This window comes from Paraburkholderia unamae, from assembly GCF_003268775.1.
Classification (GTDB): domain Bacteria; phylum Pseudomonadota; class Gammaproteobacteria; order Burkholderiales; family Burkholderiaceae; genus Paraburkholderia; species Paraburkholderia unamae.
This window is the reverse complement of record NZ_QLSU01000003.1, coordinates 61,528-84,178: the sequence shown is the minus strand read 5'-3', so window position 1 is coordinate 84,178 and position 22,651 is coordinate 61,528. Positions and strand designations below refer to the sequence as shown.

Below are 22,651 nucleotides of genomic sequence, written 5' to 3'. Positions count from 1 at the left end.
GTGTGCTCCCTGTGATCGTCATGCTGCTTTCACGTCACGCTCACGCGGCCGTCGAGTTGTAGGTCGGCTCGGTCGGCTCGGTGACCGAGGTATCGCGCTCCCAGCCCTCGTTTTCGAGCTTGATATGCTGGATCGCCACGGCGTTCGCGTTGGCGTCGAGGTCGGGCAATGCCTGGTACTCCGAAACCCATGCGCGATAGATCTTGTAGCTGATGGCAAGCTGCCCCGCCTCGTTATAGAAGTCGAGGATCACGTCCTTGCGAAAGTCCGCGAGCGACACTTCGCTGCCGAGCGTCGCGCCCAGTTGCCACACCTTCGCGGCCCAGGCCTCGAAGTCGGTGTCGTGCGTCACGCCGCGCTCCAGCGTGATCGCCTCGAACTCGGTGCGGCCCGGCGACTTGCGCGAGGTGCTCGGGTCGCCGCCTTCGCGATGCTTGACCACCTCGGTGGTGCGCTTGAGCGCCGAGACCTTGCTGACGCCGGCCACGTAGCGCCCGTCCCACTTGAGCCGGAATTTGAAGTTCTTGTACGGGTCGAAGCGCTGGGGGTTGACGGTGAACTCTGCCATGACTGATCTCCGCCGCTAGGGCACAGGTAAGTAAGAGCACGCGCGGGTGCAGGCCGGCTCAGGTCGGGTCAGGTCGATTGCGCGCTGATCTGCTCGATCTGGATCACGACGAACTCCGCGGGCTTGAGCGGCGCGAACCCCACGAGTATGTTGACGATGCCGTTGTCGATATCGGCCTGCGTCGTGGTTTCGCTATCGCATTTGACGAAGTAGGCCTGGCTCGGCGTGCTGCCCTGGAACGCGCCCTTGAGGAACAGGGTCTGCATGAAGCTGCCCACGTTCAGGCGGATCGACGCCCATAGCGGCTCGTCGTTCGGCTCGAACACCACCCACTGCGTGCCGCGGTACAGGCTCTCTTCGAGAAAGAGCGCCATGCGCCGCACCGGCACGTACTTCCACTGGTTCGCCATGGCGTCCGCGCCGACCAGCGTGCGCGCGCCCCACAGCACCGGGCCGTACACGGGGAAGGTGCGAAAGCAGTTCAGGCCGAGCGGATTGAGCACGCCGTTCTCGGGGTCGCTCAACGGGTAGACCATGCTCTGCACGCCATTGAGCGTCGCGGCCGTTCCCGCCGGGGCCTTCCATACGCCGCGCGAGCTGTCCGTGCTCGCATACACGCCCGCCACCACGCCGCACGGCGCGAAGGTGCGCAGGTTGTAGCCGTTCAGCGGATCGGCCAGGCGCAGGCGCGGGAAGAAGGCCGCGCCGTTCGCGTCCACCACGGCGAGCTGGCTGCTTTTCCAGTCCACCGCGCCCGCCACGGTCGTCACGTCGGGCGGCGGGTCGATCAGCAGGAACGCGCGGCGCAGCTTGCACAGCGCGATGGCGGCGCTGTAGACCGCGTTCGCGTTGACGTTGATGTCGAGCGCGTTGGGGTTGCTCGCGTTCGCGCGCGTGGCGTCGGGAATGCAAAGCAGGTTGAAGAGATCGACTTTCGAGAGCGCATAGACGCCGGTGAAGCTCGCCTCGTCGCCGATCAGGTCGGCCGTGGCGGGCAGGCCCGTGGTGGCGGGCGAGGCGAAGTCCGCGCCCGCGGTCGAGGTCGCTTCCTGGCCCCAGGCGGTGTGACCGGTGCCGAGCGCATAGTGCGCCGCGTTGGCGCTCGCGCTGCCGCCCGTGAGGCCGAGCAGGCTCACGCAGGTGGTGAGCGGCGCGGCCGGATCGGCAATCGAGAGCACGGCGTCGGGGTTGCCGGGCAGCAGTGCGTTGATGCGCAACGCCTGGGTGGCGGGATTGGCGGGCAATGGCGTGACGCCCACCTGCACGACCGCGCCCGGCATCTGCACGGCGAGCGCGGCGTTGACGGCCTGCTGGATTTGCGTGGCAAGGCCGCTGAGCGAGGCGGGTACCGCCGTGTTGCTGGCGATGACCTTGACCGAGAGCGGCAACCCCGCGGGCGCCGGATTCGGGTTCGTCGTGCTGAGCGTGAAGCCATAGTCCTTCGTCGCGACCGGGCTCGCGAGCGTGAAGGCGGAGTTCGTCACGCCCGGGCCCGTGTAGTTCTGCGCGAGCGTGAGCGTCGTGTCGTTCGTGATGGAGAGCACGCGCCACGCCGTGTTGCTGGTGTCGCCCGCCACGAGAATCGACTGCCCGAACTTCAGCGTGGTTGTGAAGGTCGTGCCGTTGCCCTGCACGGTAGCGCTGCCCGTGGTCAGTGTGACCGCGCCCGCGAGGTTGCCGCCGATGTCGGTCGCGACCGAGTAGGGCGAAATCGCTGTGCCCACGTAGCCGGTTTGCGCGATGCTCGCGAGCGCCTCGATCGCGGTGAGGTCGGCTGTGCCCGGCGCGTCCATCTTCACGAGTTGCGAGCCGTTGTCCGGGTCGTTGACGACGTTCTCCACCCAGTTGCTTTTCGTGTTGTCGTAGGTGACCGAAGGGAAGCTCTCCACCGTGCCGCCCGCGAGATCGGTCACGGTCAGGTTGAAGGTTTTCGGGTCTGCGCCGGGGCTCGGGCCGCCCGGCGTGAGGCCCACGTAGTCGATGTCGATCAGCAACTGGCCGTTCGGGATCGTGCCGCTGCTGAGCGCCTCGAACGTGAACGACTGGAACTGCACCTTCGCCGCGGCCGCGCCGAGCGAGGTGGCCGGCGTGCGCACGATCCACGCCTGCGCGCCGCCGTTCTGGAAGAACTGCTGCACCGCGTAGCCGAGTTCGCTGTTCGAGGCGAGGCCGCCGTAGAGCCGCTCAAAGTCGCCGAAGCTGAAGATCTGCTGCGCGCGATTGTCGATGCCGCTCTTCGTATAGCCGACGAACGCCGCGATCGAGGTCTGGACGCCGGTGATCGGATGCGAGGCGCTTTGCTGCTCCTCGATATAGACGCCGGGATAGGTGTAGGTCATCGCCATGATGCGTACCTTGCAGACGTTGAGGGAGTGCGGCCATCGGCGCGCGGCGCGCGGTCATGGCCGCGGCGGCGGGCGGGCGCGGCCGCCGGGCGGGAGCGCGGGGGGCGCGGCGCACAAACGGTCGAGCGCGGCTTCGATCGCGGCGGCGTCGGCCGGGGCGTCGGGCACGCGGCGGCGGTAGTGGATGCGGCCGTCGGGCGCGCGTGCGCCCACGACGACGCCGGCCTCGCGCAGCACCTCGAGCGCGCGCTCGACGAGGCCGACCGAGTCCGGCGTGAGGTTGAGCCACCACTGAGCGATGCCATCCACGCTGTCCCCCGCATGCGGATGCCCACGCAGGTAACGGGCAAGCTCTCGCACCACATCCTGCAACGATGGGTCCCGCACACCTGGGTGACGTCCAGCTACGTTCATGGGTGGCGAAACGCAAGGTCGGTGCCAACGCGCGCGCGGCGCGCAAGCCCCGCGCGGCGGGGCGGGCGCGGCGTGGCGCCTGGGGCGGGGTGGACATTTTTGTCCGGGCTTGTGCGGGCCGGGCGGCGCGTGAAGGCGTGCATGCGCGCGCCGGGGCGGCTTTGCGCGGGCGCACGCGAGGGTGGACGGATTTGTCCTCGGGCGACGGTAAATGTCCTGGGGCGAATCCTGGGTGGGTCCTGGGTTTGTTGGGGGACGGCGTGGCGCGATCAGAAATAAATTTTCCCGGATGAATCAAACGCAGAATCAGATCCTCTGCTCAAAGCGGAAGTCGCGCGAATTTGGAAGCATTTTTTAGGGCGCGCAGCGTACGATTTCTCCGATTCCGACGTGCGAGAAAGCAAAAATGAGCGAGAAGGGCAATTTGCATTACTTTGATTACGCCGCGACCACCCCGGCCGATCCGCGGGTGATCGAGGCGATGGGTGGGTGCCTCGGCATCGAGGGCGACTTCGGCAATCCCGCGTCGAGCTCGCACGACGCGGGGCAACGCGCGCGGCGGCTCGTCGAGCAGGCGCGCAAGGATGTGGCCGCGCTCATCGGCGCCGATGCGAACGACATCGTCTGGACCTCGGGCGCCACCGAATCGAACAACCTGGCGTTGAAGGGCTACGCCGAGCGGGCCACGCACAAGCGCCATCTGGTCACGAGCCAGCTGGAGCACAAGGCCATTCTCGACACGATGGCGAGCCTGGAGCAGCGCGGCATGGCCGTGACGCGGCTCGCGCCCACGGCCGATGGCGAAATCACGGCCGAGGCCGTCGCGGCGGCGCTGCGGCCCGACACCGGGCTCGTTTCGCTCATGCTGGTCAACAACGAACTGGGCACGCTCACCGACGTCGCGGCCATCGCGCGCGTGGTGCATGCGGCCGGCGCGCTGCTGCACGTCGACGCGGCGCAGGCGCTCGGCAAGACGCCCATCGACGTGAAGGCGGCGGGCATCGACCTGCTTTCCATGTCGGCGCACAAGGTGTACGGGCCGAAGGGCATCGGCGCACTCTACGTGAGCCCCGAGGCGTTCGCGCGCATCGCGCCGCAGATGCACGGCGGCGGCCATGAGCGCGGCCTGCGCTCGGGCACGCTCGCCACGCACCAGATCGTGGGCATGGGTGTGGCCTGCGAGCTTGCGCGCACCGCGTTGCACGAAGACGGCGAGCGCATCGCGCGCCTCGGTGAACGCCTGCTGGCCGGCGTGCTGGCGCTGCCGGGCGCCACGCTCAACGCGGCGCGCGCGCCGCGCATCCCGCATACGATGAGCCTCACGTTCGATCTGCCGGGCTTTTTCCCGTTTCTGCTGACCGGCGACCTCGCGATTTCCTCCACCTCGGCGTGCAACTCGGCGGCGGGCACGCCGTCGCATGTGCTCACGGCCATCGGCCTGGGCGAGGAGGCGGCGAGCCGCACGGTGCGCCTGAGTCTCGGGCGCTTCACCACGCAGGACGACGTCGATTTCGCGGTGGCGTGCATTCGCCGCGCGCTCGCGCCGTGCGGCGAGGTCGCGGCGGCGATCTAGTTGCGGCCGCGCCGGGCGCTCAAGGCGGTGGCGCGAGGAAGAGGCGGATTTCGTCGGCGAGCCAGTCGCGCAGGGCGCGCACCTTCGGGTCGTCGCGGCTGCCGATGCGATAGACGAGGTCGTGGCCGCGCTCGGATTCGAGGCGAAGCTGGGGAAAGGGCGCCACGAGCCGGCCGCCCGCGATGTCGTCGGCCACGATCACGCTGCGCCCGAGCGCCACGCCTTCGCCGCGAATCGCGGCCTCGATGGCGAGGCTGCCGTGGCTGTAAGCGGTGCCGCGATCGCTGCGCACGCTGCTCAAACCGGCCAGCGCGCACCATTGCTCCCAGTTCGCCAGCATGCCGCCCTCGTGCAGCAAGGTGCAGCGTGCGAGGCTTTCCACCTGGGCCATGCCGCCCATTTTCTCCTGATACTCAGGACTGCAAACCGGCGTCACGGTTTCGTCCAGAATGCGCTCGGCCAGCACGCGCGGATAGCGGCCGCTGCCGTAGCGGATCGCCACGTCCACATCGGAGTCATTCAGGTCGACGTACTTGTCGGTCACGTCCAGGTGCACGTCCAGCTCCGGGTGGCGCGCCTTCAGCCGGTGCAGGCGCGGCGCGAGCCAGCGGTTCGCGAACGACACGCTCGCGTTGATTTTAAGGCGCGTCACGCTGTCGTGGGCGCGCAGCCGTTCGGACTCCTTGGTGAGTTCCGCGAGCGTGCGGTTCACGGCCAGCAGGAACTCGGCGCCCGCCGCGGTCAGCACGATGCGCCGCGTGAGGCGCTGGAACAGCGCCACGCCCAGATGGGTTTCGAGCGTCTTGATGTGCCGGCTCACCGCGCCGTGGGTGACATGCAGTTCCTGCGCCGCGAGCGTCATGCTCAGGAGCCGCCCGGTCGCCTCGAAGGCGCGCAGCGTTTGCAGAGGGGGAAGCCGGTCGAACATGGGCGAGGTCGCGCAATACGTGTGAGTTTTACTCACGCATTATATGACGACAAATGGTTTGTCAGCCAGTCAGGCCACCTTCAAGATGGTTGGGCAGCCGCGGTGCGTCGCGCTACGCGGCTCGCGCATTCGTCAGCGCCGGCATTTTTCGCTTCATCTTGCTCGTCATGGAACTTCTGGTTTTCAAGCTCGTTCTCACGCCGTTGTTGTTGCTCGCCGCCAGTCTCGCCGCGCGCCGTTGGGGCGAAGCGGTCGGCGGGCTGCTCGTCGGGCTGCCGCTCACCTCCGGGCCGGTTTCGGTGTTTCTCGCGCTGGAGCACGGCAGCGCGTTCGCGGCGCAGGCCACCTCGGGTTCGCTCACCGCGACCGCCGCGCAGGCGGCGTTCTGCGTGGCCTATTGCCGACTCGCGTCGCGCGGGTGGAGCGTGGCGCTCGCGGGCGCGGGGCTCACGTTCGCCGTGGTGGCGGGGTTTCTGCAATGGAGCGCGTTGCCCGCCAATGGGCTTTACATCGTCGCTATCCTGACGGTGGCGCTCGCGCTCAACCTCATTCCCAACAAGCCCGCCCGCACCGCGCGCCTGAGTGCGCCCTGGTGGGATCTGCCTTCGCGCATGGCGCTCATCGCGGGCCTCGTGGTGGGCGTGACGCTGATCGCGCCGTACGTCGGCCCCGAGGCGAGCGGCGTGCTCGCGTCGCTGCCGTTCATGGCGATCATCCTCGCCGTCTTCGCCCATCGCATGATCGGCCACGAAGCCGCCCAGCAACTCATGCGCGGCATGGCGGCCGGGCTGCTGGGTTTCGCGTCGTTCTTCTACGTGCTGAGCTTGACGCTCACGCGCTGGAGCCTGCCGTCCGCTTATGGCGGCGCGATTCTCTGCGTGCTCACAATTCAGGCGATCTCGCTGTACCGCATGCGGCTACCCGCGCCCTGCCTGCACGCCAAGCCCAAGGCCGAAGGCAGCGCGTCCTGAGAGCGGCGGCACGTCCCGCCGCCCAGTGCCCGCGACGAATGGCGTAAACTACAAGACCAGCGGATGCGGCCACTTCCGCACCGCGGGCCCGCCATGGCGCACATCTTCTTCGCCGCCTCGATCCAGCGGCACGTCGCGATGCCCGAGCGCGAGATCGACGCGCACACGCTCGGCGAAGCGCTCGAAGCCGTCTTCACCACGCAGCCCCGGCTGCGCGGCTACATCCTCGACGACCAGGGCGCGCTGAGAAAGCATCTGGCCGTGTTCGTGGACGGCCGGCGCGTGCGCGACCGGGAACGCCTGTCCGACGCGATCGGCGAGCAAAGCCGCGTTTATGTCGTGCAGGCGCTCTCCGGCGGGTAAGCAAGCAGAAGGGCGATGAAGGGAACAGGCCGCCAGGGCGGCGTCATGCGCGCAAAGGTGAGGAGACACGCGAGATGAGCGATCGACTGCTAGTCGCGACCCGCAAGGGACTGTTCACGCTGCAAGCCGACGGCGCGGGCGGCTGGACGCTCGGCGAGCCGGAATTCGTCGGCGAGCCGGTGAGCATGGTGTTGCCCGACGCGCGTGACGGCACGCTCTATGCCGCGCTCAATCTCGGCCATTTCGGCGTGAAGCTTCACCGCCGCCGCGCGGGCGAGGCGCACTGGGAAGAGTGCGCGGCGCCGCTCTACCCGCCGCAGCCCGCCGACGAACCGCCCTCGAACGCCGCCGCGCCGGGCCAGGCGAACATTCCCTGGACGCTCCAGCAGATCTGGTCGCTCGAAACCGGCGGCCCCGACGAACCGGGCGTGTTGTGGGCCGGCACGATACCGGGCGGTCTGTTCCGCTCCGGCGATGGCGGCGCCACCTGGACGCTCAACCGCGCGCTATGGGATCGCCCGGAGCGCCGCGAATGGGCGGGCGGCGGCTACGACGCGCCGGGCATCCACTCCGTGATGGTCGATCCGCGCGACAGCCGGCACGTGACGGTAGGCGTGTCGTGCGGCGGCGTGTGGCAGACCTCGGACGGCGGCGCGAACTGGCGTCTCACGGCCGAAGGCATGGAGGCCGATTACATGCCGCCCGAGCTGCGCGGCAGCGGCAACGCGCAGGACCCGCACCGCATCGTGCAGTGCGCCGCGAATCCCGACGTGCTGTGGACCCAGCATCACTGCGCGATCTTCCTCTCGACCGACGGCGCGGCGCACTGGCGGCGCATCGAGGCGCAGCCTTCGAGTTTCGGTTTCGCGGTGGCCGTGCACCCGCGCGAGCCCGACACGGCCTGGTTCGTGCCGGCCGTGAAAGACCAGTACCGCGTGCCCGTGAACGGCGAGTTCGTCGTGACGCGCACGCGCGACGGTGGGCGCACGTTCGAGCGCTTCTCGAACGGCTTGCCGGCGGCCCCGGCGTATGACCTCGTGTACCGGCATGGCCTCGCCATCGACGACTCCGGCGAGCGGCTCGCCATGGGCTCGACCACGGGCGCGCTCTGGACTTCCGGCGACGGCGGCGAAAACTGGCGGCTGGTTTCGGCGCACCTGCCGCCGGTTTATTGCGTGCGCTTCGCGTAAGGACGCTGTGCCATGCAAGCGCGGCACCGCCGCGCCTTGTGAAATTTCGCTCCCCTATACTGCCGTGGCTCGCCGTACCGTACGGCGCCATAAAGGAGAGAGCGGAAATGCCGGAAACAATCGATGCACGCCGTCGCAGTTTGCTGGGAACCGGAGCCCTGATGCTGGCGGCCGCGCAGTGGGGCGCGTCGGGCACCGCGCATGCGCAGACCCCGGCGGCCAAGCCCGCGCCGCTGCCGCCTCTACCCCCGGTGAAGCCGGGCAGCCACACGTCGTTCGCAGCGCTCAAGCAGGTCAACGCGGGCCTGCTCAATGTGGGCTATGCGGAGGACGGCCCGGCCGACGGTCCGCCCGTGATCCTGCTGCACGGCTGGCCTTACGACATCCATAGCTTCGTCGACGTCGCACCGCTGCTCGCCTCGCGCGGCTACCGCGTGATCGTGCCGTATCTGCGCGGCTACGGCAGCACGCGCTTTCTCGCCGCCGACACCTTGCGCAACGGCCAGCCCACGGCGGTGGCGACCGACATCGTCGCGTTCATGGACGCGCTCAACGTGCATCAACCGGTGATCGCGGGCTTCGACTGGGGCGCGCGCACCGCCGACATCATCGCCGCCTTGTGGCCGCAGCGCTGCAAGGCGCTGGTTTCCGTGAGCGGTTATCTGATCGGCAGCCAGAAGGCGGGCATGACGCCGCTGCCGCCCGAGGCCGAGTTCCAGTGGTGGTATCAGTTCTACTTCGCGACGGACCGGGGCCGCGCCGGCTACCAGAAGTACACGCACGACTTCGCGAAGCTGATCTGGCGGCAGGCCTCGCCGAAATGGCAATTCGACGACGCCACGTTCGATCGCAGCGCAACGGCCTTCGACAACCCCGACCACGTGGACATCACGATCCATAACTATCGCTGGCGTCAGGGCCTGGCACCGGGCGAAGCGAAGTACGACGAGTACGAGGCGAAGCTCGTGCCGGGTCCGGCCATCGGCGTGCCGGCCATCACGCTCGAAGGCGACGCGAACGGCGCGCCCCATGCGCCGCCATCTGCGTATGCGAGCAAGTTCACGGGCAAATACGAGCACCGCGTGATCACGGGCGGTATCGGCCATAACTTGCCGCAGGAAGCGCCGCAGGCCTTCGCGCAGGCTGTGGTCGACGTGGACCGCTTCTAGCGCCCCCGGTCGCGCGCCCATACGGCGCGCGCGGCCTTCGCGGCGGGATTTTCGTATCGTTGTGTATCCACCGTGCAAACGGACAAAAACGCTTGCAAAGCCGGGCTTTGTGGAAACAAGCCGGATACGTGCGAGGGGTTAAATACACCCATGCCAGTCAGCGATGTCGCAAAACCGATGTCGAAGCGACTGGAAGCACGCGCCACGCAACCGTGGTCCGAACCATTTTCCTGCTTACAGGTGGATATCATGAATCTCGTCAAGTCGCTGATCGTTGCCGCTGTCATCGCTGTTCCCGCTGTTTCCTTCGCGCAATCCAGCGCGCCGGTCACGCGCGCCCAGGTGCGCGCGGAACTGGTCCAGCTCGAAAAGGCCGGCTACAACCCGGCGGCCGATTACGTGGACTATCCGCAGAACCTCCAGGCCGCGGAAGCGCGCGTGAGCGCACAGAACGGCGCGGTGGCCTCGGCGTACGGCGGGGTCGCCGGCGGCGCGTCGGCGGCGGGCGGCGCGACGGTTGCCGCGGCTGCGCAGGATATTCCCGGCCTCGGTCCGATCTATGCGCATCCGTGAGCGCGGGGTGGTCTTCTGCGGAATTGATACGGAATCCTTTGCAATCGTCGAGTGTGCCCCGCCGGATGCGTATGCTCGCGCGGGAAGGGGCGAGGAGGGCGACTTGCATTCGCCCCTCGCTCCGATCTAAGCTGCGGGTGATACATGAGACGGATACCCGCATGCAGATCCATCCCGTTCGGCTGTCTCCGGGCGACGACGTGCGCGTCGCCGTGGAAGCCATACTCAGCCGGTGCGCCATGCGCGCCGGCTTCGTCATTCAGGGCATCGGCAGCCTGAGCGTGGCCCAGTTGCGCTTCGCGGGCGCCGAATCGCCCACGGCGCTGCACGGCGACCTCGAAATCCTGACGCTGGCCGGCTCGGTGTCGCCCGACGGCGCGCATCTGCATATGTCCGTGGCCGACGCGCACGGCCAGGTGTCCGGCGGCCATGTCGCGCGCGGCTGCATCGTGCGCACCACGGCCGAATTGCTGCTCGCGCTGCTTCCCGAACATCGCTTCTCGCGCGAGCTAGACGCCGCGACCGGTTACGCGGAACTGCATATCCGCCACGAGCCGCGTTGATCCTGGGGCGCCGCAAGGCGTTTGTCAGCGCGCGCCGTCACAAAACTTAAAAGCGCCTTCGCTATCCTCCTGCGTTGCCTTGATGCCGCATGCTTCGTGCGCGCGAGGCAAAGCTCGGGCCGCCTCCTCGAGCCGTTGTTGTGCCTCTGTTGTCCCTCTATCTGGACGGAGACTTCGATGACGGTCGATTCCGCGCCGGTGCGTCTGCTATCGCAGAGCGCGCCGCGCAAACGTTTGGTCGCGCCCGCTGCACTCATCACCTGGCGCCTGTCCGCCACGCTGCTCGCGTGCGCGGTGCTGGGCTGCGCGCTCGGCGCATGTAGCGAGCGCGACGCCGACGCGCGCGTGGCGCTCTCCACGAACGCCGCGCGCGAGCTCGCGCAGGCGCAGCCCGGCCATGCGCCGAGCCCGCCGCTTGCCAACGCGATCAATCAGGAGGCGCAAGCCTCCCCGTCGATTCCCCCGGATGGTGCCGCTTTGCCCGCCGACACCGTGCGCTCGCCGGCCAGACCATCGGACGACACCGGCGCTCAGTCCGCACAGTCCGCACAAGCCGCACAAAACGAACCGCTCGCACCACCCGTCATTCACACCGTCGACTGACGACCCGGCCGCGCGGTCTTGCCAACTGCCGTCCGTCCAGACGGCGGCGTGCCGCGCGCGCCATTCTCAACCCGAAGATGGAAACCACAAGATGACATCGAGAAGCCGCCGTGACTTTCTCCGCACCGCCGCGATGAGCGCCGGTTCGGCCACCGCCCTGACGATGCTGCCGCTGGGCATTCGCAACGCGCTCGCCATTCCCGCGAACAATCGCACGGGAAGCCTGCGCGACGTCGAGCACATCGTGATCCTCATGCAGGAGAACCGCTCGTTCGACCATTACTTCGGCACGCTGCGCGGCGTGCGCGGCTATGGCGACACGCGCACGATCACGCTGCCCAACGGCAAGCCCGTGTGGAACCAGCCGCTCGCGGCGGGCGTGGGCGAAGTGCTGCCGTTCCATCCCACGGCGGCCAATCTGGGCTTGCAGTTCCTCCAGGATCTGCCGCACGACTGGCCCACCACGCACGCGGCGTGGAACGGCGGCCGCTACGACCAGTGGGTGCCCGCCAAGGGCACGACGACGATGGCGTACCTCACGCGCGACGACATCCCGTTTCACTACCAGCTTGCCGATGCCTTCACGATCTGCGACGCCTACCACTGCTCGACGATGACCTCGACCGACCCGAACCGCTACTACATGTGGACGGGCTGGGTGGGCAACGACGGCAGCGGCGGCGGCCCCGTGATCGACAACGCGGAAGCGGGCTACGGCTGGTCCACGTATCCCGAAGTGCTGCAAAACGCGGGCATTTCGTGGAAGATCTATCAGGACGTGGGCGAAGGGCTGGACGCCAAGGGCTCGTGGGGCTGGACCGGCGACAATCCGTATATCGGCAACTACGGCGACAACTCGCTGCTGTACTTCCACCAATACCAGAACGCGCAGCCGGGCAACCCGCTCTACGACCGCGCACGCACGGGCACCAACGTGCTCGCGGGCGGCGGCTATTTCGACGTGCTGAAACAGGACGTGGCGAACAACGCGCTGCCGCAGGTATCGTGGATCGTCGCGCCCGAGGCGTATTCCGAGCATCCGAACTGGCCCGCGAACTACGGTGCGTGGTACGTCGATCAGGTGTTGCAGATCCTCACGTCGAACCCCGACCTGTGGAGCAAGACCGCGCTGCTCGTGAACTACGACGAGAACGACGGCTTCTTCGACCACCTCGCGCCGCCGTTCCCGCCCGCATCGAGCGCAAACGGCCTCTCGACGGTCGATACCACCAACGAGATTTTCCCCGGCAACAGCAAGTACGCGGCCGGCCCCTATGGGCTCGGCACGCGCGTGCCGATGCTCGTGGTCTCGCCCTGGTCGCGGGGCGGCTGGGTATGCTCGGAAACGTTCGACCATACCTCGGTGATCCGCTTCATCGAAAAGCGCTTCGGACTGCATCACGATTTGCGCGAAGCGAACATCACCCCGTGGCGGCGCGCCGTGTGCGGCGACCTCACGTCGGCGTTCGATTTCGCCACGCCCAACGCCGCGCTGCCTTCGCTGCCGTCCACCACGAGCTATGCGCCGCCCGACCGCACGCGTCACCCCGACTATGTGCCCGTGCCGCCCGCCGTGGGCAGCGTGCCGAAGCAGGAGCCGGGCGTGCGCAACGCGCGCGCGCTGCCCTATGAGCTTTTCGTGCGCTTCGACGTGAACGGCAATTCGGGTCACGCCAACGCGCATTTCGTCAACACGGGCCGCGCCGGCGCGGTGTTCCTCGTCTACACGGCGGGCAGCCTCGACGCGCCGCGCACCTATACGGTCGAAGCGGGCAAGCGCCTGGAGGACCAGCTCACGCTCGCCGCGAGCGGCGCTTACGACTTCAGCGTGCACGGCCCCAACGGCTTTTTGCGCCGCTATGCGGGCAAGCAGGTGAAGCCGGGCTGGTTCGGCGGCAACGAAACGGCGCGGCCCGAGGTGGCCGAAGGCTATGACGTGGCGAACGGCAACCTGCAACTGCGCCTGCACAACACGGGCAGCGCGCGTTGCCAGTTCACCCTCGTCAACGCCTACGACGCGGGCGCGACGATCCAGCGTACGGTGCGCGGTGGCGACACCGAGCACCTCTATCTGGACCTGCGCAATGCGCACGGCTGGTACGACCTGACGATCACGGTGGACAGCGATTCGACCTATGTGCGCCGCATCGCGGGCCACGTCGAGACGGGCCGCCCGAGCTACAGCGATCCCGCGCTTGGCGCTTGAGGGTATCCGGCATCGCGGATGGTGTTTGACGCGCTGAGATGAGCCACGGCTTTGCGAGCCTCGCAAGCCGTGGCTTTTTTGTTTATCGCATCATCATGCGGGGCGCATCTAGCGCCAGCGCGGCGGCGGCGGTCCCCAGCCGGGGTGCCGGACGTGTCGCGGACCCATGAAATGCGGTGGATGGTGCCAGGGCGAAAAGCCGTGGCGCGTGTACACGACCGGAGGCGGCCACATGGGCGCGGGATGCATGAAGACGACGGGCGGTGGCGGCGCGTAGAAGGCGCCCGGAATGCCGATGCCCACGCCCACGTTGACGTTCACGCGCGCCTGCGCCGCCGGCATGGCGCAAAGCGTAGTCAGCGCCGAGACGAAAGCAAACTTCAACACGCAGGGTTTCATCGTCGTGCCTCACGTTGAGTCGGGTCGAGCCAGGTCGAGTCGTGCGGTCCCCGGTGCGCGCGGCGGCTTACTTCGAGTGCGCTTCGGCGGGACGGAAAGCGGCGTCCGCAAGCTTTTTCTGCGAGTCGGGCATGCTCGTATAGAGCGCCGCGAACGCATCGAGCATCGCCTTGCTGCCTTCGGCGTTGGCCTGGGCGATCTCATTCCACGATTGCAGGTTCTCCACCGCGGTCTGCTTCTGCGCGTTGTCGTGCCTTTGCTGGATCAGGTCGTCCACCGATTTGGCGTTATTACGCATCACGTCGGCCACTTTCGCCCACTGGTCTTCTTCGGCGGGAGTAATCTTCAGTTCGGCATGCAATTCTTTCACCCGGTCGTCGACCGTTTCCTCGTGATGCGGATGCGACGACGCGGCTGGCGCGCTGGCTTGCGCCCAGCACGTGGAAGCGCCCAGCATGGCTAGCGCAAGCAGGACAGGTTTCATTGTCAGTCCTCGCGAAAAGCGTTCGCCGGCCGTGGCCGGCAAGTCGGAACGAACCATTTTGATCATAGCAGCGCAAGCAAACAATTCAATTCTGGCGGCCTGTCTGTAACAGGGAATCGGGCACGATTCCCGAAAGCACCACGCTTCACTCGTAACGAGCATCGGCTGGATTCGTCGCGCGGCGAATCATTCTGGCGATACAAGGAGGCAACGTGGCGATTCGAATGGCATCTTGCGGGGAAACCTTTTCGTGCTCCGAACCGGGGCCGCGTCCGCCGTGGGCCAGGCTGGCGTGCATGGCGCTGGCCGTGGCCACGCTGGCGGGCCATGCGCCGGTGAGCCGCGCGGCCGTGTCCTTCATGCGCCCGCCGCGCGAGGCGCGCTCCGACGAGCCGCTCGTCGTGACGATCGTGTACACCGGCGACGCGCCTTCGGGCACCACCATCGACGTGCCGCGCAACCTGACCATTACGCTCACCAACGGCGAGGCGCTGCCCAAGGCGGTGCTGCTCACGCGCGATGCGAGCGCGCCCGAACACGTGCGGCTCGAAACGGGCGAAATGAAGGCGGTCAGTTATCGCGCGCCCTGGCCGGAGTGGGCGCGCGGCGCGGTGCGTATCGACGTGCCCGACGTGGACGTGTCGCCTTCGGTGGTCCTGCTCACGCGCAAGCCGGCAACGGCCACAGCGAGCGCGGGGACTTCCACCAACGCGTCCGCCAACGCGCCGGGAAGCTCACCAGGAAGCACACCAGGAAGCACGCCCGCAGCCGTTGCGCCTGCATCCACAACGCTCGCCATCGCGCCCGCCGAAGGACCGATGGCGGGCAACGCGTCGCTCGCGGCCCAGATGCCGCCTTCGAGCGTGACGCCTTCGAATTCGCTCGTGCCGGATCTCACCACCTTCCTCAAGGGCCGCTTTTCGTTCTACCAGCCCACGTATTTCGCGGACGGCTGGGCCTCCAACGATTCGGATCTCGCGAAATTCCAGATCAGCTTCAAGTTCCGTTTTGTATTGCCCGATGATCCGCGCTCGCGAGGTTTCGTCGACAACCTTTATTTCGCGTATACGCAAACGTCGCTGTGGGACATCAACGAATATTCGGCGCCGTTCCGCGATACGAGCTACATGCCCGCGCTGTTCTATTACCTGGAGGACACCGGGTGGCGGTCGAAGTGGTTCACGCGCATGGGGATAGAAGCCGGTTATGAGCACGACTCGAACGGGGAAGATGGACCGGAGTCGCGCGGCCTGGATTATTTTTACGTGAAGCCGATCTGGGACTTCGGCGACATCAACGCGAACCATCTGACCATTGCGCCGAAAATCTATGGGTACACGCATATCGCCGGAGAGAACTCGGATATCGCGGACTATCGCGGTTACGTCGACTTGCTGATCAAATACGGCAGCCCGGATGGCTGGCAACTCGCGACCACGCTGAGAAAGGGCACGAAGTCGTGGTACGGCAGCGTCGATGCGCAATTTACATACCCGCTCGCCAAGCTGTTCGGCAACGCCTGGGGCGGCTATTTGTGGGTCGGGTATTTCAACGGCTACGGCGAGGATCTGCTCGATTACAACCAGCACCGCTGGTCCGCGCGCATCGGCTTTGCCGTATCGCGCTGATATCGCGCTGATCTTCATACGATTAAATTTGCCTGATGGCCAACGGACTCGCGCCTGCGGTCGATCTGGCTTCATCGCACGCAGCGCGGTGAGGCGCAAGCGCTTTGCGCCGGGCACCGCGATTGCGCGCGTTTCCCGGCGTGCGTCAACGGCAGCGGGTGAATTCGAATCGTTCGCCGCGGGCGCGCGCACACCGGAGGGAACGATCATGAATGACGACCGCGAAGCGCGCGTCCGGCGACGCGCATACCAACTCTGGCAGGACGACGGCGCGCCGCAAGGCAAGGCGGACGAATACTGGAGCCGCGCGGAGAGGCAAATTGCCGCCGAATCGGACGCCGACGGCGACGGCGCCCATATCGCCAGCGATCAGGCGGGCAAGCGCCGGATCGTCGGCGAACCCTTGCAGGAAAGCAACACGATGCCGCCCAACGAACTGGCACGGGACAAGCGGCGCGGCTGAGGCTGCGCGCGTTTGAAGCGTGCCCGCCCGGGCGGGTGCGCTTCAGAAAAGCTGCCGGACCCCGAGATTGACGGCCGTGGTGGTTCCCGCCGGTGCGAAGAGCGTGTTGGCCGACGAAAGCCCTTCGCCCGCAACGAGACCGAGGCGTGCATTGCCGTCGTTGTGCACGACGCCCACCTGCGCATAGAGCGACGTGCGTTTGGACAGCGAATACGACGCGCCGATCGAGCCGAGCACCGCGTGGCTCGACGTTTCGTTACGGTCGGTCATGTACCACACGCCGCCGTTCACGTCGATGGTTGGCGTGATCAGATAGTCGAGGCCGCCGCCGTACAGGTTGTTGCTCGGGCCGCCGCTCACGCGAAAGCTCGTGAACGACGCCTTTGCCGTCACGGTGCCGAACCGGTACGTGGCGCCGAGCATGCGGCCCTGAAAAGGCACGGCCGTGGGCGGCACGGTGTCGGCGGCGGGGCTCGCGTTGCTGTCGAACCAGGCGGCCTCGACCATGAGGTCCTGCCATTGCCACTTGAGGCTTGCGGAAACCTGCTTGCCCGCCTGGAAGTCGCCTGGCACATTGCCGAACGCATAGAGCACGCTGCCTTGCAGGCCATATAACACCGGGCTCGTGTACGAAACGGCGTTGCGCGTGAAGATGCCCGTGGCGGCCACGGTGTTCAGCCACGGCAGCAGCGAACTGCCCGTCATGGATAGGCGTGGGTCCAGGTCGTAGAGCGCGAAGAAGAAGGGCGAGAACTGCAAGCCGAGTTTCACGTCGCCAAAACCGCCGCTCATGCCCACCCAGGCCTGGCGGCCGAAGAGATTGCCGTTCGAGTCGTTGAAGCCGCCCGTGCCCATGTTGATGCCGCTTTCAAGTGTGAAGTTCGCCTTCAGGCCGCCGCCAAGGTCCTCAGTGCCCTTCAGGCCGAACACCGAAGGTGAGAGTCCGCTATCGCCGAAGCCGATGAACTTGCCGCCGTTCGTGTCCGTGGCGGGGTTCAGTGTCTTGCTCAGATACAGCACGCTGGCGTCCAGCACGCCATACAGCGTCACGCTGCTTTGGGCGTGCGCGGCCCCGGCGAGCGACAAACCGGCCGCGATAGCCGTGAAATTGCGCGCAAAAGAAAAGCGGTTCATATGTCTCCTTCTATTTATAAAGTAATACTAAATAAATGGTCCGGCGAACGGATTTCGAGACACTCGATCGCCGAAGGCAGCAAACGACAGCGATGCGTGATAAGCACGGGCGGGAGGCGCACCCCGAACTGCGGGTGCGCGCGCCCGTGCCGTTGTTCCCGCTTGCGGCCCGCCGAGACTCAAATCGACTTGAAAAGCGGGCTGCGCGCCGCGCCTTGCTCGCCGTCGGCGTGGGTGAGGAACTTCTCCGTGTAGATGTCGCGTTCGAACAACTGGCCCTGCATGAGCGTGCGAATCGCGGCTTCGATCATGACCGGCGGCCCGCAAAGGTACGCCTTGTGGCCGCGGAAATCGCCCGCGAAATGGCTGCGCGCCGCTTCGTGCACGTAACCGCGAAAGCCGTCCCAGCCCGAGTCGGCGGGTTCGTCGGAAAGGGCCGGCACGTAGCTGAAGTTCGCATGACGCCCGGCAAGCGCGAGGAACGCATCGTGGTAGTAAAGCTCGCTGCGGCTACGTGCGCCGTAGAGCAGGGTGATGGGCCGCGCGTCGCCTTGCGCGAGCAGATCGAGCAGCATCGAGCGCGGGCTCGAAAGGCCCGAGCCGCCCGCGATCAGGATGATGGGCTGCGGGTCGGAGGCGCGCACGAAGAAGCGCCCGAACGGCCCGGCAAAGCGCAGCGTGTCGCCCACATTCAGTTGCTCGTGCAACCATGTCGTGCCCTTGCCGCCGGGCACGCGCCGCACGTTGAGCTCGATGCGCGCCGCGCTGCCCGGCTCGCCCGCGAGCGAAAACGCGCGGGGCATGCTCTCGCCCGGTATCTGCACGTTCACGTACTGGCCCGCCTGGAACGCGATGCCTTCGCCTGGCAGTTCGACGAAAATACCCTTGATGGTGGGCGTGAGGTCGACGACCTCGGCCACGCGCCCCACATGGTCGCGCACCGGGAAATGGCGCGCATCCGGGTCTTCGTCGATATCGGCTTCGATCGTCACGTCGGACTGCACGCGCGCGCAGCAGGCGAGGCACTTGCCTTCGTCGCGCTCGAAGTCCATGAGCGCGAACGGGGACGCCTCGCCGTGCTCGATCTCGCCGTCGCTCACCTGCACCTTGCACGTCGCGCACAGGCCGTGGCAGCACGCGTGCGGCAGCCACACGCCCGCGCGCAGGCACGCGTCGAGCAGCGTCTGGTCCTCTTCGATCTCGATCGTCTGGCCGATCGGCTCGATGGTCAATTGATAGCTCATGATGCTTGCCTCCCGTGCTAGCTGTGCGAACCGCCGATGCCCGTGAGCCCTGGCGTGCGCAGGCGCAGCAGGGCCTTGTGGCCCAGACCGTTCTCCACGAGGCTGGCGTTGAAGTCGGGCGTGAAGCGCTCGCGCGAGCGGAACCATTCGATGCTTTCGGGTCGCACCGAGTGCCAGTCCGGATGCATGCCGTACATGGCCGCAATGACTTCCTGCGCGAGCGTGGCGAAACGCATGCCGGGCGCGACGGCGATGCAATGCGGGGCGCAGAACATGAGGTGATCTTCCCAGCCCACGTAAAGCAGATGGTTGCCGTGGAAGTTCTCCACGCTATCGCGCATCGGCCCGCTGTAGCCTTCGTTCAAAGCGACGACTGCCATGATGTGTCTCCGTGTGTTTGGCGTGGTTGCGGCAGGACCTACGCTGCGCGCCGTGTGGGTTGGTCTTCGCTTGCGGCTTCGTTACCCGTTTCCCTGGCGACCTCGCCGCCATACGCGGGCTTGCCGGTCCACTGCCGCCAGTTCGCGCAATCGGGCGAGTCCTCGAACTCATGGCCGTCCGCGCCCGGTTCGATGTGGTAGTAGCGCAGCACTTCGCGCATGGGGTCGAAGCCGGGCGCGGCGGGATCGGCGTCGGCTTCGAAGCAGTTGCCCTGGTAGATCTGGTGCACGGGCAGCCACGCCTGCACGTACTTCTCGGGCTCGTTGTCGAAGATGTCCTTGCAGCCGTCGGAGCAGAAGTGGAACTTGTTGCCGAGGTAGTCGCTCTCGCGATAGCAGATTTTCGTGGGATCGTCGGGCTCGGTGAAGGCCATGGGAATCTGGCACACCTGGCACAGCATGGGCAGCGAGTTGTTGTAGAAGCGCTTGCCTTCCTGCTGCTGGCGACGCCAGTATTCGAAGCGCGGACGATAGAGCGTGTCGAAGGTCGCCGGGTACTTCTGCGCGAGCCAGTCCATCTCGTCGTCGGTGGGAATCCACGTGTGCATGGCGGCGGCGTGCGTGTAGTTGTAGAAGATGCCCCACGCCTCGTGCGAGAGACGATCCTTCTCTTTGGTCGCGACGTCGTGATACTTCGGCAGGCGAATGCCGTAGCGCTCCAGATCGTGAAAGAGCGCGCCGCCGTTCTGCTCGAAATAGGTTTCCCATGCTTCCTGCCACGACATGATGCGTTTGGGCAGCATGTAATCCATCATCATCGCGACGAGCGTGAGCAGGCGGTAGCCGCGCCAGAACCACTTGTCGATCCACTTCTGGATGATCGGCACGTTGCCGGGGTCCTGTTCGAGCAGGAACTTCACGACTTCGAGGCCGAGCGTCATGTGGCGTGACTCGTCCGACTGCGCCGAAAAGCCGAACGTGACCGTCGCCATGTCGCCGTTGAACGCCGCCCCCGACATGAACGGCATGAAGAGCAGATTCGTGAGCACATATTCGAATGAGAACGAGATGGCGGTGACGAACTCGAACGGCCCGGCGCTCATGGCGTCTTCGAAATACGACTTCGGCACGGACAGATACCAGACGCGGTCATGCATGTGCCGGAAGTCGTGAAAGCCGTTGAAGAACTTGTTGTACTGGCTGATCGTGTGCACCTGGGTCTGGGCGTGGCGCAACTCGTCGATGGCCTGCATCTGGCAGGCGATGCGCGCGCCCGCGCCGCGAAAGTTGCGGCCCGCGAGCGCAAAGCCGCGATGCGCCGCGTATTCGAGCGGGCTCACACCCGTGAGGAACAGCTTGAGCGCATTGATGTAGCGCGGGTCGGTCACGTTGAACTGGCCGTTGTTCTGCTGGAACGCGTCGATGATCGCGTAGAGCTTGCGCTCCTTTTCGCCCTGGTATTTCCAGTAGGCGTCCATCGTGAGGCGGAACGGGTCTTCCCAGCGGTCCCAGTCGTGGACCTTGATGCCCTCGAAGCGGTCGTACGGGAAGATCGCGTCCATCGGTTGATAGGTGCTCTCCCACGCAAGGCCGCGCGTGAGCATTGCATAGTTTTCCTTAATACTCAGTTTTTTGGGCGAGGATGCCGGCGTGCTCATGGTGTGTCTCCGTGTCGTTTTGGGCTCAGGCGTTCCACGCCAGGATGAATTCGTCGTCGGTTTCGTCGATGTTGCCGGAGAGCGAGATCAGGTTCAGTTGCAGCTCGCGCAGGTCGAACGGACGGCCGATGCGCGCCTCGATCGATTCGCGCTTGATGACGATGCGCCCCTGCGCATCGATCTTCACCATGGCGGGCAGCGCGTTGACCACGGCGTGCGGGTTGTCTTCGGCAATGGCTTCGACGATCGGGCGCGAGTCGTCGTTGGTCTGGAAGGCGATGAAGACGGTGTCAGCCATGTCGGGCCTCCGCGCGCGTGGCGCTCTCGCCGATCGCGATGCCGGTCTTGAGCGTGGCGTCGACCCAGCGGCTCGTTTCGTCGAACCAGGCAATCGCGAACTCGTTGAGCATGCCGAGTCCCGCGCCGCATTGCGCCGAGAGCCGCGCATCGATATGGCGATAAACGAGCGGGTAGAGCAGGCCGTCGAGCACGGCGTTTTGCGCGGTGAAGGTTTCGAACCAGTCCTGCACGACCATGAGGTCTTCGACCAGGCGGCGCAACGGCTGCCACATGGGGGCGTCGAGCCAGGCCGCCTTGCCCGCCACGAGCGAACTGCCGAGATTGCCGTCCAGCACGAGGCCGATGCGCGAGAGATACTGCGCGAGGCCGAGGCGATCCATGCTGTGATACATCGTGGCCTGCGTGATGGCGGTGCCCCAGCCGTAGGCCGTGACGAAGCAGTTGTTCGTGTTCGCGGCCCACTCCACGTGGCGCAGCGGCACCATGATCGAGGCGATGCGTTCTTTCTGTTCGTCGGGCAAGCCGGAGAGCAGCGCGCGCCGCGTGACGAACTCGATGTTCTTTTCCATCGTGTCCTGCTGGCGCGCGCGGGCGATCGTATAGGCGCCGTAGTAGTACTGGCGCGGGTCCTTGAACGCGTACCAGTCGTTCATGCGGATCGCTGTGCGCGCCTTGTCGTAAAGCTCGTATTGCGGCTGCCACAGCGGGCGGTAGTGGAAATTGACCTCGGGTTGCAGGTCGAACGTCGCTTCCTGATAGCGCGACGCGGGCTTGTCGGCGCCGAGCCGACGCGCGATGTGCGAGAACGTCTGCCGCACCGGCTGCACCGCCGAGGTCTTGATGTCGATTTGCATCTGTTGCTCCTCCTTGTTATCGATTGCGCATGCAACGTTGTTTATTCGGCGAGACCGGGTTGGCCATAACGCCACTTGAGTTCTTCCGCGTCGAGCGCCGCGGCTTCCACGGCGGAAAGCCGCACGACGTCGTGCGTTGCGCAGAACGCGCGATAGTCGGACTCGCGCATCACCAGTTCCACGCAAATGCGCGGGTCGCCAATCGAGAATTCGAACTCGACGAAGCCGTCGGCGCGGTGCGCCTTCGTTCGCACGTAGCGCCGCGCCACATCGAAGGGCCGTTCCAGCGCGGTGACGAGCGATTGCGGTTTGCTCATTGCCTCCTCCGTTTTGATCCACGCGGCGCTTCGATGTGCTTCGATCTTTTCGTGCAATGCGCCGCGTGGTGTTCCCTATATGCAATGAGCGGGCCAGGGCGCAGCGGGTGGCGTGTGGTGGGCGTAGCGCCGTGAGGGCGAGGCCTTGCGCGTGCGGCGTTTGGCGCGATCGGGCCGCTTCGCGATGGGCGGCGGCACCCGTCGCGAGGCATGCGGACGGTTCGACCAAATGATCGAATGCCCGGCGTGAGGCCCGAAACCGCTTGCTCAAACGAGCATCGGGGATTACCCGCAGGGCCGACGGCGGCGCGCGATTGCGTCTTG

General features: G+C 66.4%; 23 protein-coding genes and 1 pseudogene. 11 read left to right on the top strand and 13 right to left on the bottom strand.

Features of this window, described 5'->3' with window-relative positions:
• Positions 1 to 40 precede the first annotated feature (40 nt).
• From C7401_RS05600 to C7401_RS05590, 3 genes are all read right to left on the bottom strand, one after another.
• The gene (locus C7401_RS05600; protein ID WP_112170373.1) at positions 41 to 568 is read right to left on the bottom strand and encodes a phage tail protein; all 528 of its coding nucleotides are present in this window, start codon (positions 566 to 568) and stop codon (positions 41 to 43) included.
• Positions 569 to 636: 68 nt separating this feature from the next.
• Positions 637 to 2,913 (bottom strand): phage tail sheath family protein, encoded by a 2,277-nt coding sequence (locus C7401_RS45465; RefSeq protein ID WP_112170372.1) that lies wholly within the window; start codon positions 2,911 to 2,913, stop codon positions 637 to 639.
• A gap of 54 nt (positions 2,914 to 2,967) precedes the next feature.
• Positions 2,968 to 3,222 carry a hypothetical protein gene (locus C7401_RS05590; RefSeq protein WP_112170371.1) on the bottom strand — a complete coding sequence of 85 codons (255 nt, stop codon included), beginning with the start codon at positions 3,220 to 3,222 and terminating at the stop codon, positions 2,968 to 2,970.
• 511 nt (positions 3,223 to 3,733) lie between these two features.
• Here C7401_RS05590 and C7401_RS05585 point away from each other — a divergent pair.
• Positions 3,734 to 4,894, top strand: a pseudogene (locus C7401_RS05585) (cysteine desulfurase family protein); the annotation flags it as partial.
• Positions 4,895 to 4,919: 25 nt separating this feature from the next.
• Here C7401_RS05585 and gcvA read toward each other — a convergent pair.
• Complete coding sequence (gene gcvA, locus C7401_RS05580) at positions 4,920 to 5,864, bottom strand: transcriptional regulator GcvA (protein WP_258396905.1); 945 nt, start codon at positions 5,862 to 5,864, stop codon at positions 4,920 to 4,922.
• 131 nt (positions 5,865 to 5,995) lie between these two features.
• On the opposite strand from gcvA, the gene C7401_RS05575 reads away from it, so the two are divergent.
• From C7401_RS05575 to C7401_RS05540, 8 genes are all read left to right on the top strand, one after another.
• Complete coding sequence (locus tag C7401_RS05575; protein WP_112170696.1) at positions 5,996 to 6,799, top strand: hypothetical protein; 804 nt, start codon at positions 5,996 to 5,998, stop codon at positions 6,797 to 6,799.
• Between the two features lie 93 nt (positions 6,800 to 6,892).
• Positions 6,893 to 7,162 (top strand): MoaD/ThiS family protein, encoded by a 270-nt coding sequence (locus C7401_RS05570; RefSeq protein ID WP_112170368.1) that lies wholly within the window; start codon positions 6,893 to 6,895, stop codon positions 7,160 to 7,162.
• A 74-nt stretch (positions 7,163 to 7,236) separates the two neighbouring features.
• Positions 7,237 to 8,352, top strand: a complete 1,116-nt coding sequence (locus tag C7401_RS05565; protein ID WP_112170367.1) for a WD40/YVTN/BNR-like repeat-containing protein — start codon at positions 7,237 to 7,239, stop codon at positions 8,350 to 8,352.
• A 107-nt stretch (positions 8,353 to 8,459) separates the two neighbouring features.
• The gene (locus C7401_RS05560) at positions 8,460 to 9,521 is read left to right on the top strand and encodes an alpha/beta fold hydrolase (RefSeq protein WP_112170366.1); all 1,062 of its coding nucleotides are present in this window, start codon (positions 8,460 to 8,462) and stop codon (positions 9,519 to 9,521) included.
• Positions 9,522 to 9,770: 249 nt separating this feature from the next.
• Positions 9,771 to 10,094 carry a DUF4148 domain-containing protein gene (locus C7401_RS05555; RefSeq protein WP_112170695.1) on the top strand — a complete coding sequence of 108 codons (324 nt, stop codon included), beginning with the start codon at positions 9,771 to 9,773 and terminating at the stop codon, positions 10,092 to 10,094.
• 161 nt (positions 10,095 to 10,255) lie between these two features.
• On the top strand, positions 10,256 to 10,657 hold the full coding sequence (locus tag C7401_RS05550; protein ID WP_112170365.1) for a PPC domain-containing DNA-binding protein: 402 nt from the start codon (positions 10,256 to 10,258) through the stop codon (positions 10,655 to 10,657).
• Positions 10,658 to 10,834: 177 nt separating this feature from the next.
• The gene (locus C7401_RS05545) at positions 10,835 to 11,260 is read left to right on the top strand and encodes a hypothetical protein (RefSeq protein WP_112170364.1); all 426 of its coding nucleotides are present in this window, start codon (positions 10,835 to 10,837) and stop codon (positions 11,258 to 11,260) included.
• A gap of 91 nt (positions 11,261 to 11,351) precedes the next feature.
• The gene (locus C7401_RS05540) at positions 11,352 to 13,466 is read left to right on the top strand and encodes a phosphocholine-specific phospholipase C (RefSeq protein ID WP_112170363.1); all 2,115 of its coding nucleotides are present in this window, start codon (positions 11,352 to 11,354) and stop codon (positions 13,464 to 13,466) included.
• 108 nt (positions 13,467 to 13,574) lie between these two features.
• Here the strand turns inward: C7401_RS05540 and C7401_RS05535 are convergent, their stop codons facing one another.
• Both C7401_RS05535 and C7401_RS05530 read right to left on the bottom strand, forming a co-directional pair.
• Complete coding sequence (locus C7401_RS05535; protein WP_146757884.1) at positions 13,575 to 13,853, bottom strand: hypothetical protein; 279 nt, start codon at positions 13,851 to 13,853, stop codon at positions 13,575 to 13,577.
• 79 nt (positions 13,854 to 13,932) lie between these two features.
• Positions 13,933 to 14,349 carry a Spy/CpxP family protein refolding chaperone gene (locus tag C7401_RS05530; RefSeq protein WP_181565498.1) on the bottom strand — a complete coding sequence of 139 codons (417 nt, stop codon included), beginning with the start codon at positions 14,347 to 14,349 and terminating at the stop codon, positions 13,933 to 13,935.
• A 296-nt stretch (positions 14,350 to 14,645) separates the two neighbouring features.
• On the opposite strand from C7401_RS05530, the gene C7401_RS05525 reads away from it, so the two are divergent.
• On the top strand, positions 14,646 to 15,977 hold the full coding sequence (locus C7401_RS05525) for a phospholipase A (protein ID WP_112170360.1): 1,332 nt from the start codon (positions 14,646 to 14,648) through the stop codon (positions 15,975 to 15,977).
• A gap of 208 nt (positions 15,978 to 16,185) precedes the next feature.
• Positions 16,186 to 16,440 carry a DUF2934 domain-containing protein gene (locus C7401_RS05520; protein ID WP_112170694.1) on the top strand — a complete coding sequence of 85 codons (255 nt, stop codon included), beginning with the start codon at positions 16,186 to 16,188 and terminating at the stop codon, positions 16,438 to 16,440.
• Positions 16,441 to 16,482: 42 nt separating this feature from the next.
• Here the strand turns inward: C7401_RS05520 and C7401_RS05515 are convergent, their stop codons facing one another.
• From C7401_RS05515 to C7401_RS05485, 7 genes are all read right to left on the bottom strand, one after another.
• On the bottom strand, positions 16,483 to 17,574 hold the full coding sequence (locus tag C7401_RS05515; protein WP_112170359.1) for a porin: 1,092 nt from the start codon (positions 17,572 to 17,574) through the stop codon (positions 16,483 to 16,485).
• A 179-nt stretch (positions 17,575 to 17,753) separates the two neighbouring features.
• Positions 17,754 to 18,818 carry an NADH:ubiquinone reductase (Na(+)-transporting) subunit F gene (locus C7401_RS05510; protein WP_112170358.1) on the bottom strand — a complete coding sequence of 355 codons (1,065 nt, stop codon included), beginning with the start codon at positions 18,816 to 18,818 and terminating at the stop codon, positions 17,754 to 17,756.
• Positions 18,819 to 18,835: 17 nt separating this feature from the next.
• Positions 18,836 to 19,198, bottom strand: a complete 363-nt coding sequence (locus tag C7401_RS05505; protein ID WP_112170357.1) for a phenol hydroxylase subunit P4 — start codon at positions 19,196 to 19,198, stop codon at positions 18,836 to 18,838.
• Positions 19,199 to 19,236: 38 nt separating this feature from the next.
• Positions 19,237 to 20,856: an aromatic/alkene/methane monooxygenase hydroxylase/oxygenase subunit alpha gene (locus C7401_RS05500; protein WP_112170356.1), complete on the bottom strand. Its 1,620-nt coding sequence runs from the start codon at positions 20,854 to 20,856 to the stop codon at positions 19,237 to 19,239.
• A 25-nt stretch (positions 20,857 to 20,881) separates the two neighbouring features.
• On the bottom strand, positions 20,882 to 21,154 hold the full coding sequence (locus C7401_RS05495) for an MmoB/DmpM family protein (protein WP_112170355.1): 273 nt from the start codon (positions 21,152 to 21,154) through the stop codon (positions 20,882 to 20,884).
• On the bottom strand, positions 21,147 to 22,010 hold the full coding sequence (locus C7401_RS05490) for an aromatic/alkene monooxygenase hydroxylase subunit beta (protein WP_112170354.1): 864 nt from the start codon (positions 22,008 to 22,010) through the stop codon (positions 21,147 to 21,149). Before C7401_RS05490 ends, C7401_RS05495 begins: the two co-directional genes overlap by 8 nt.
• Positions 22,011 to 22,051: 41 nt before the next feature.
• On the bottom strand, positions 22,052 to 22,327 hold the full coding sequence (locus C7401_RS05485) for a phenol hydroxylase subunit (RefSeq protein ID WP_112170693.1): 276 nt from the start codon (positions 22,325 to 22,327) through the stop codon (positions 22,052 to 22,054).
• Positions 22,328 to 22,651 lie beyond the last annotated feature (324 nt).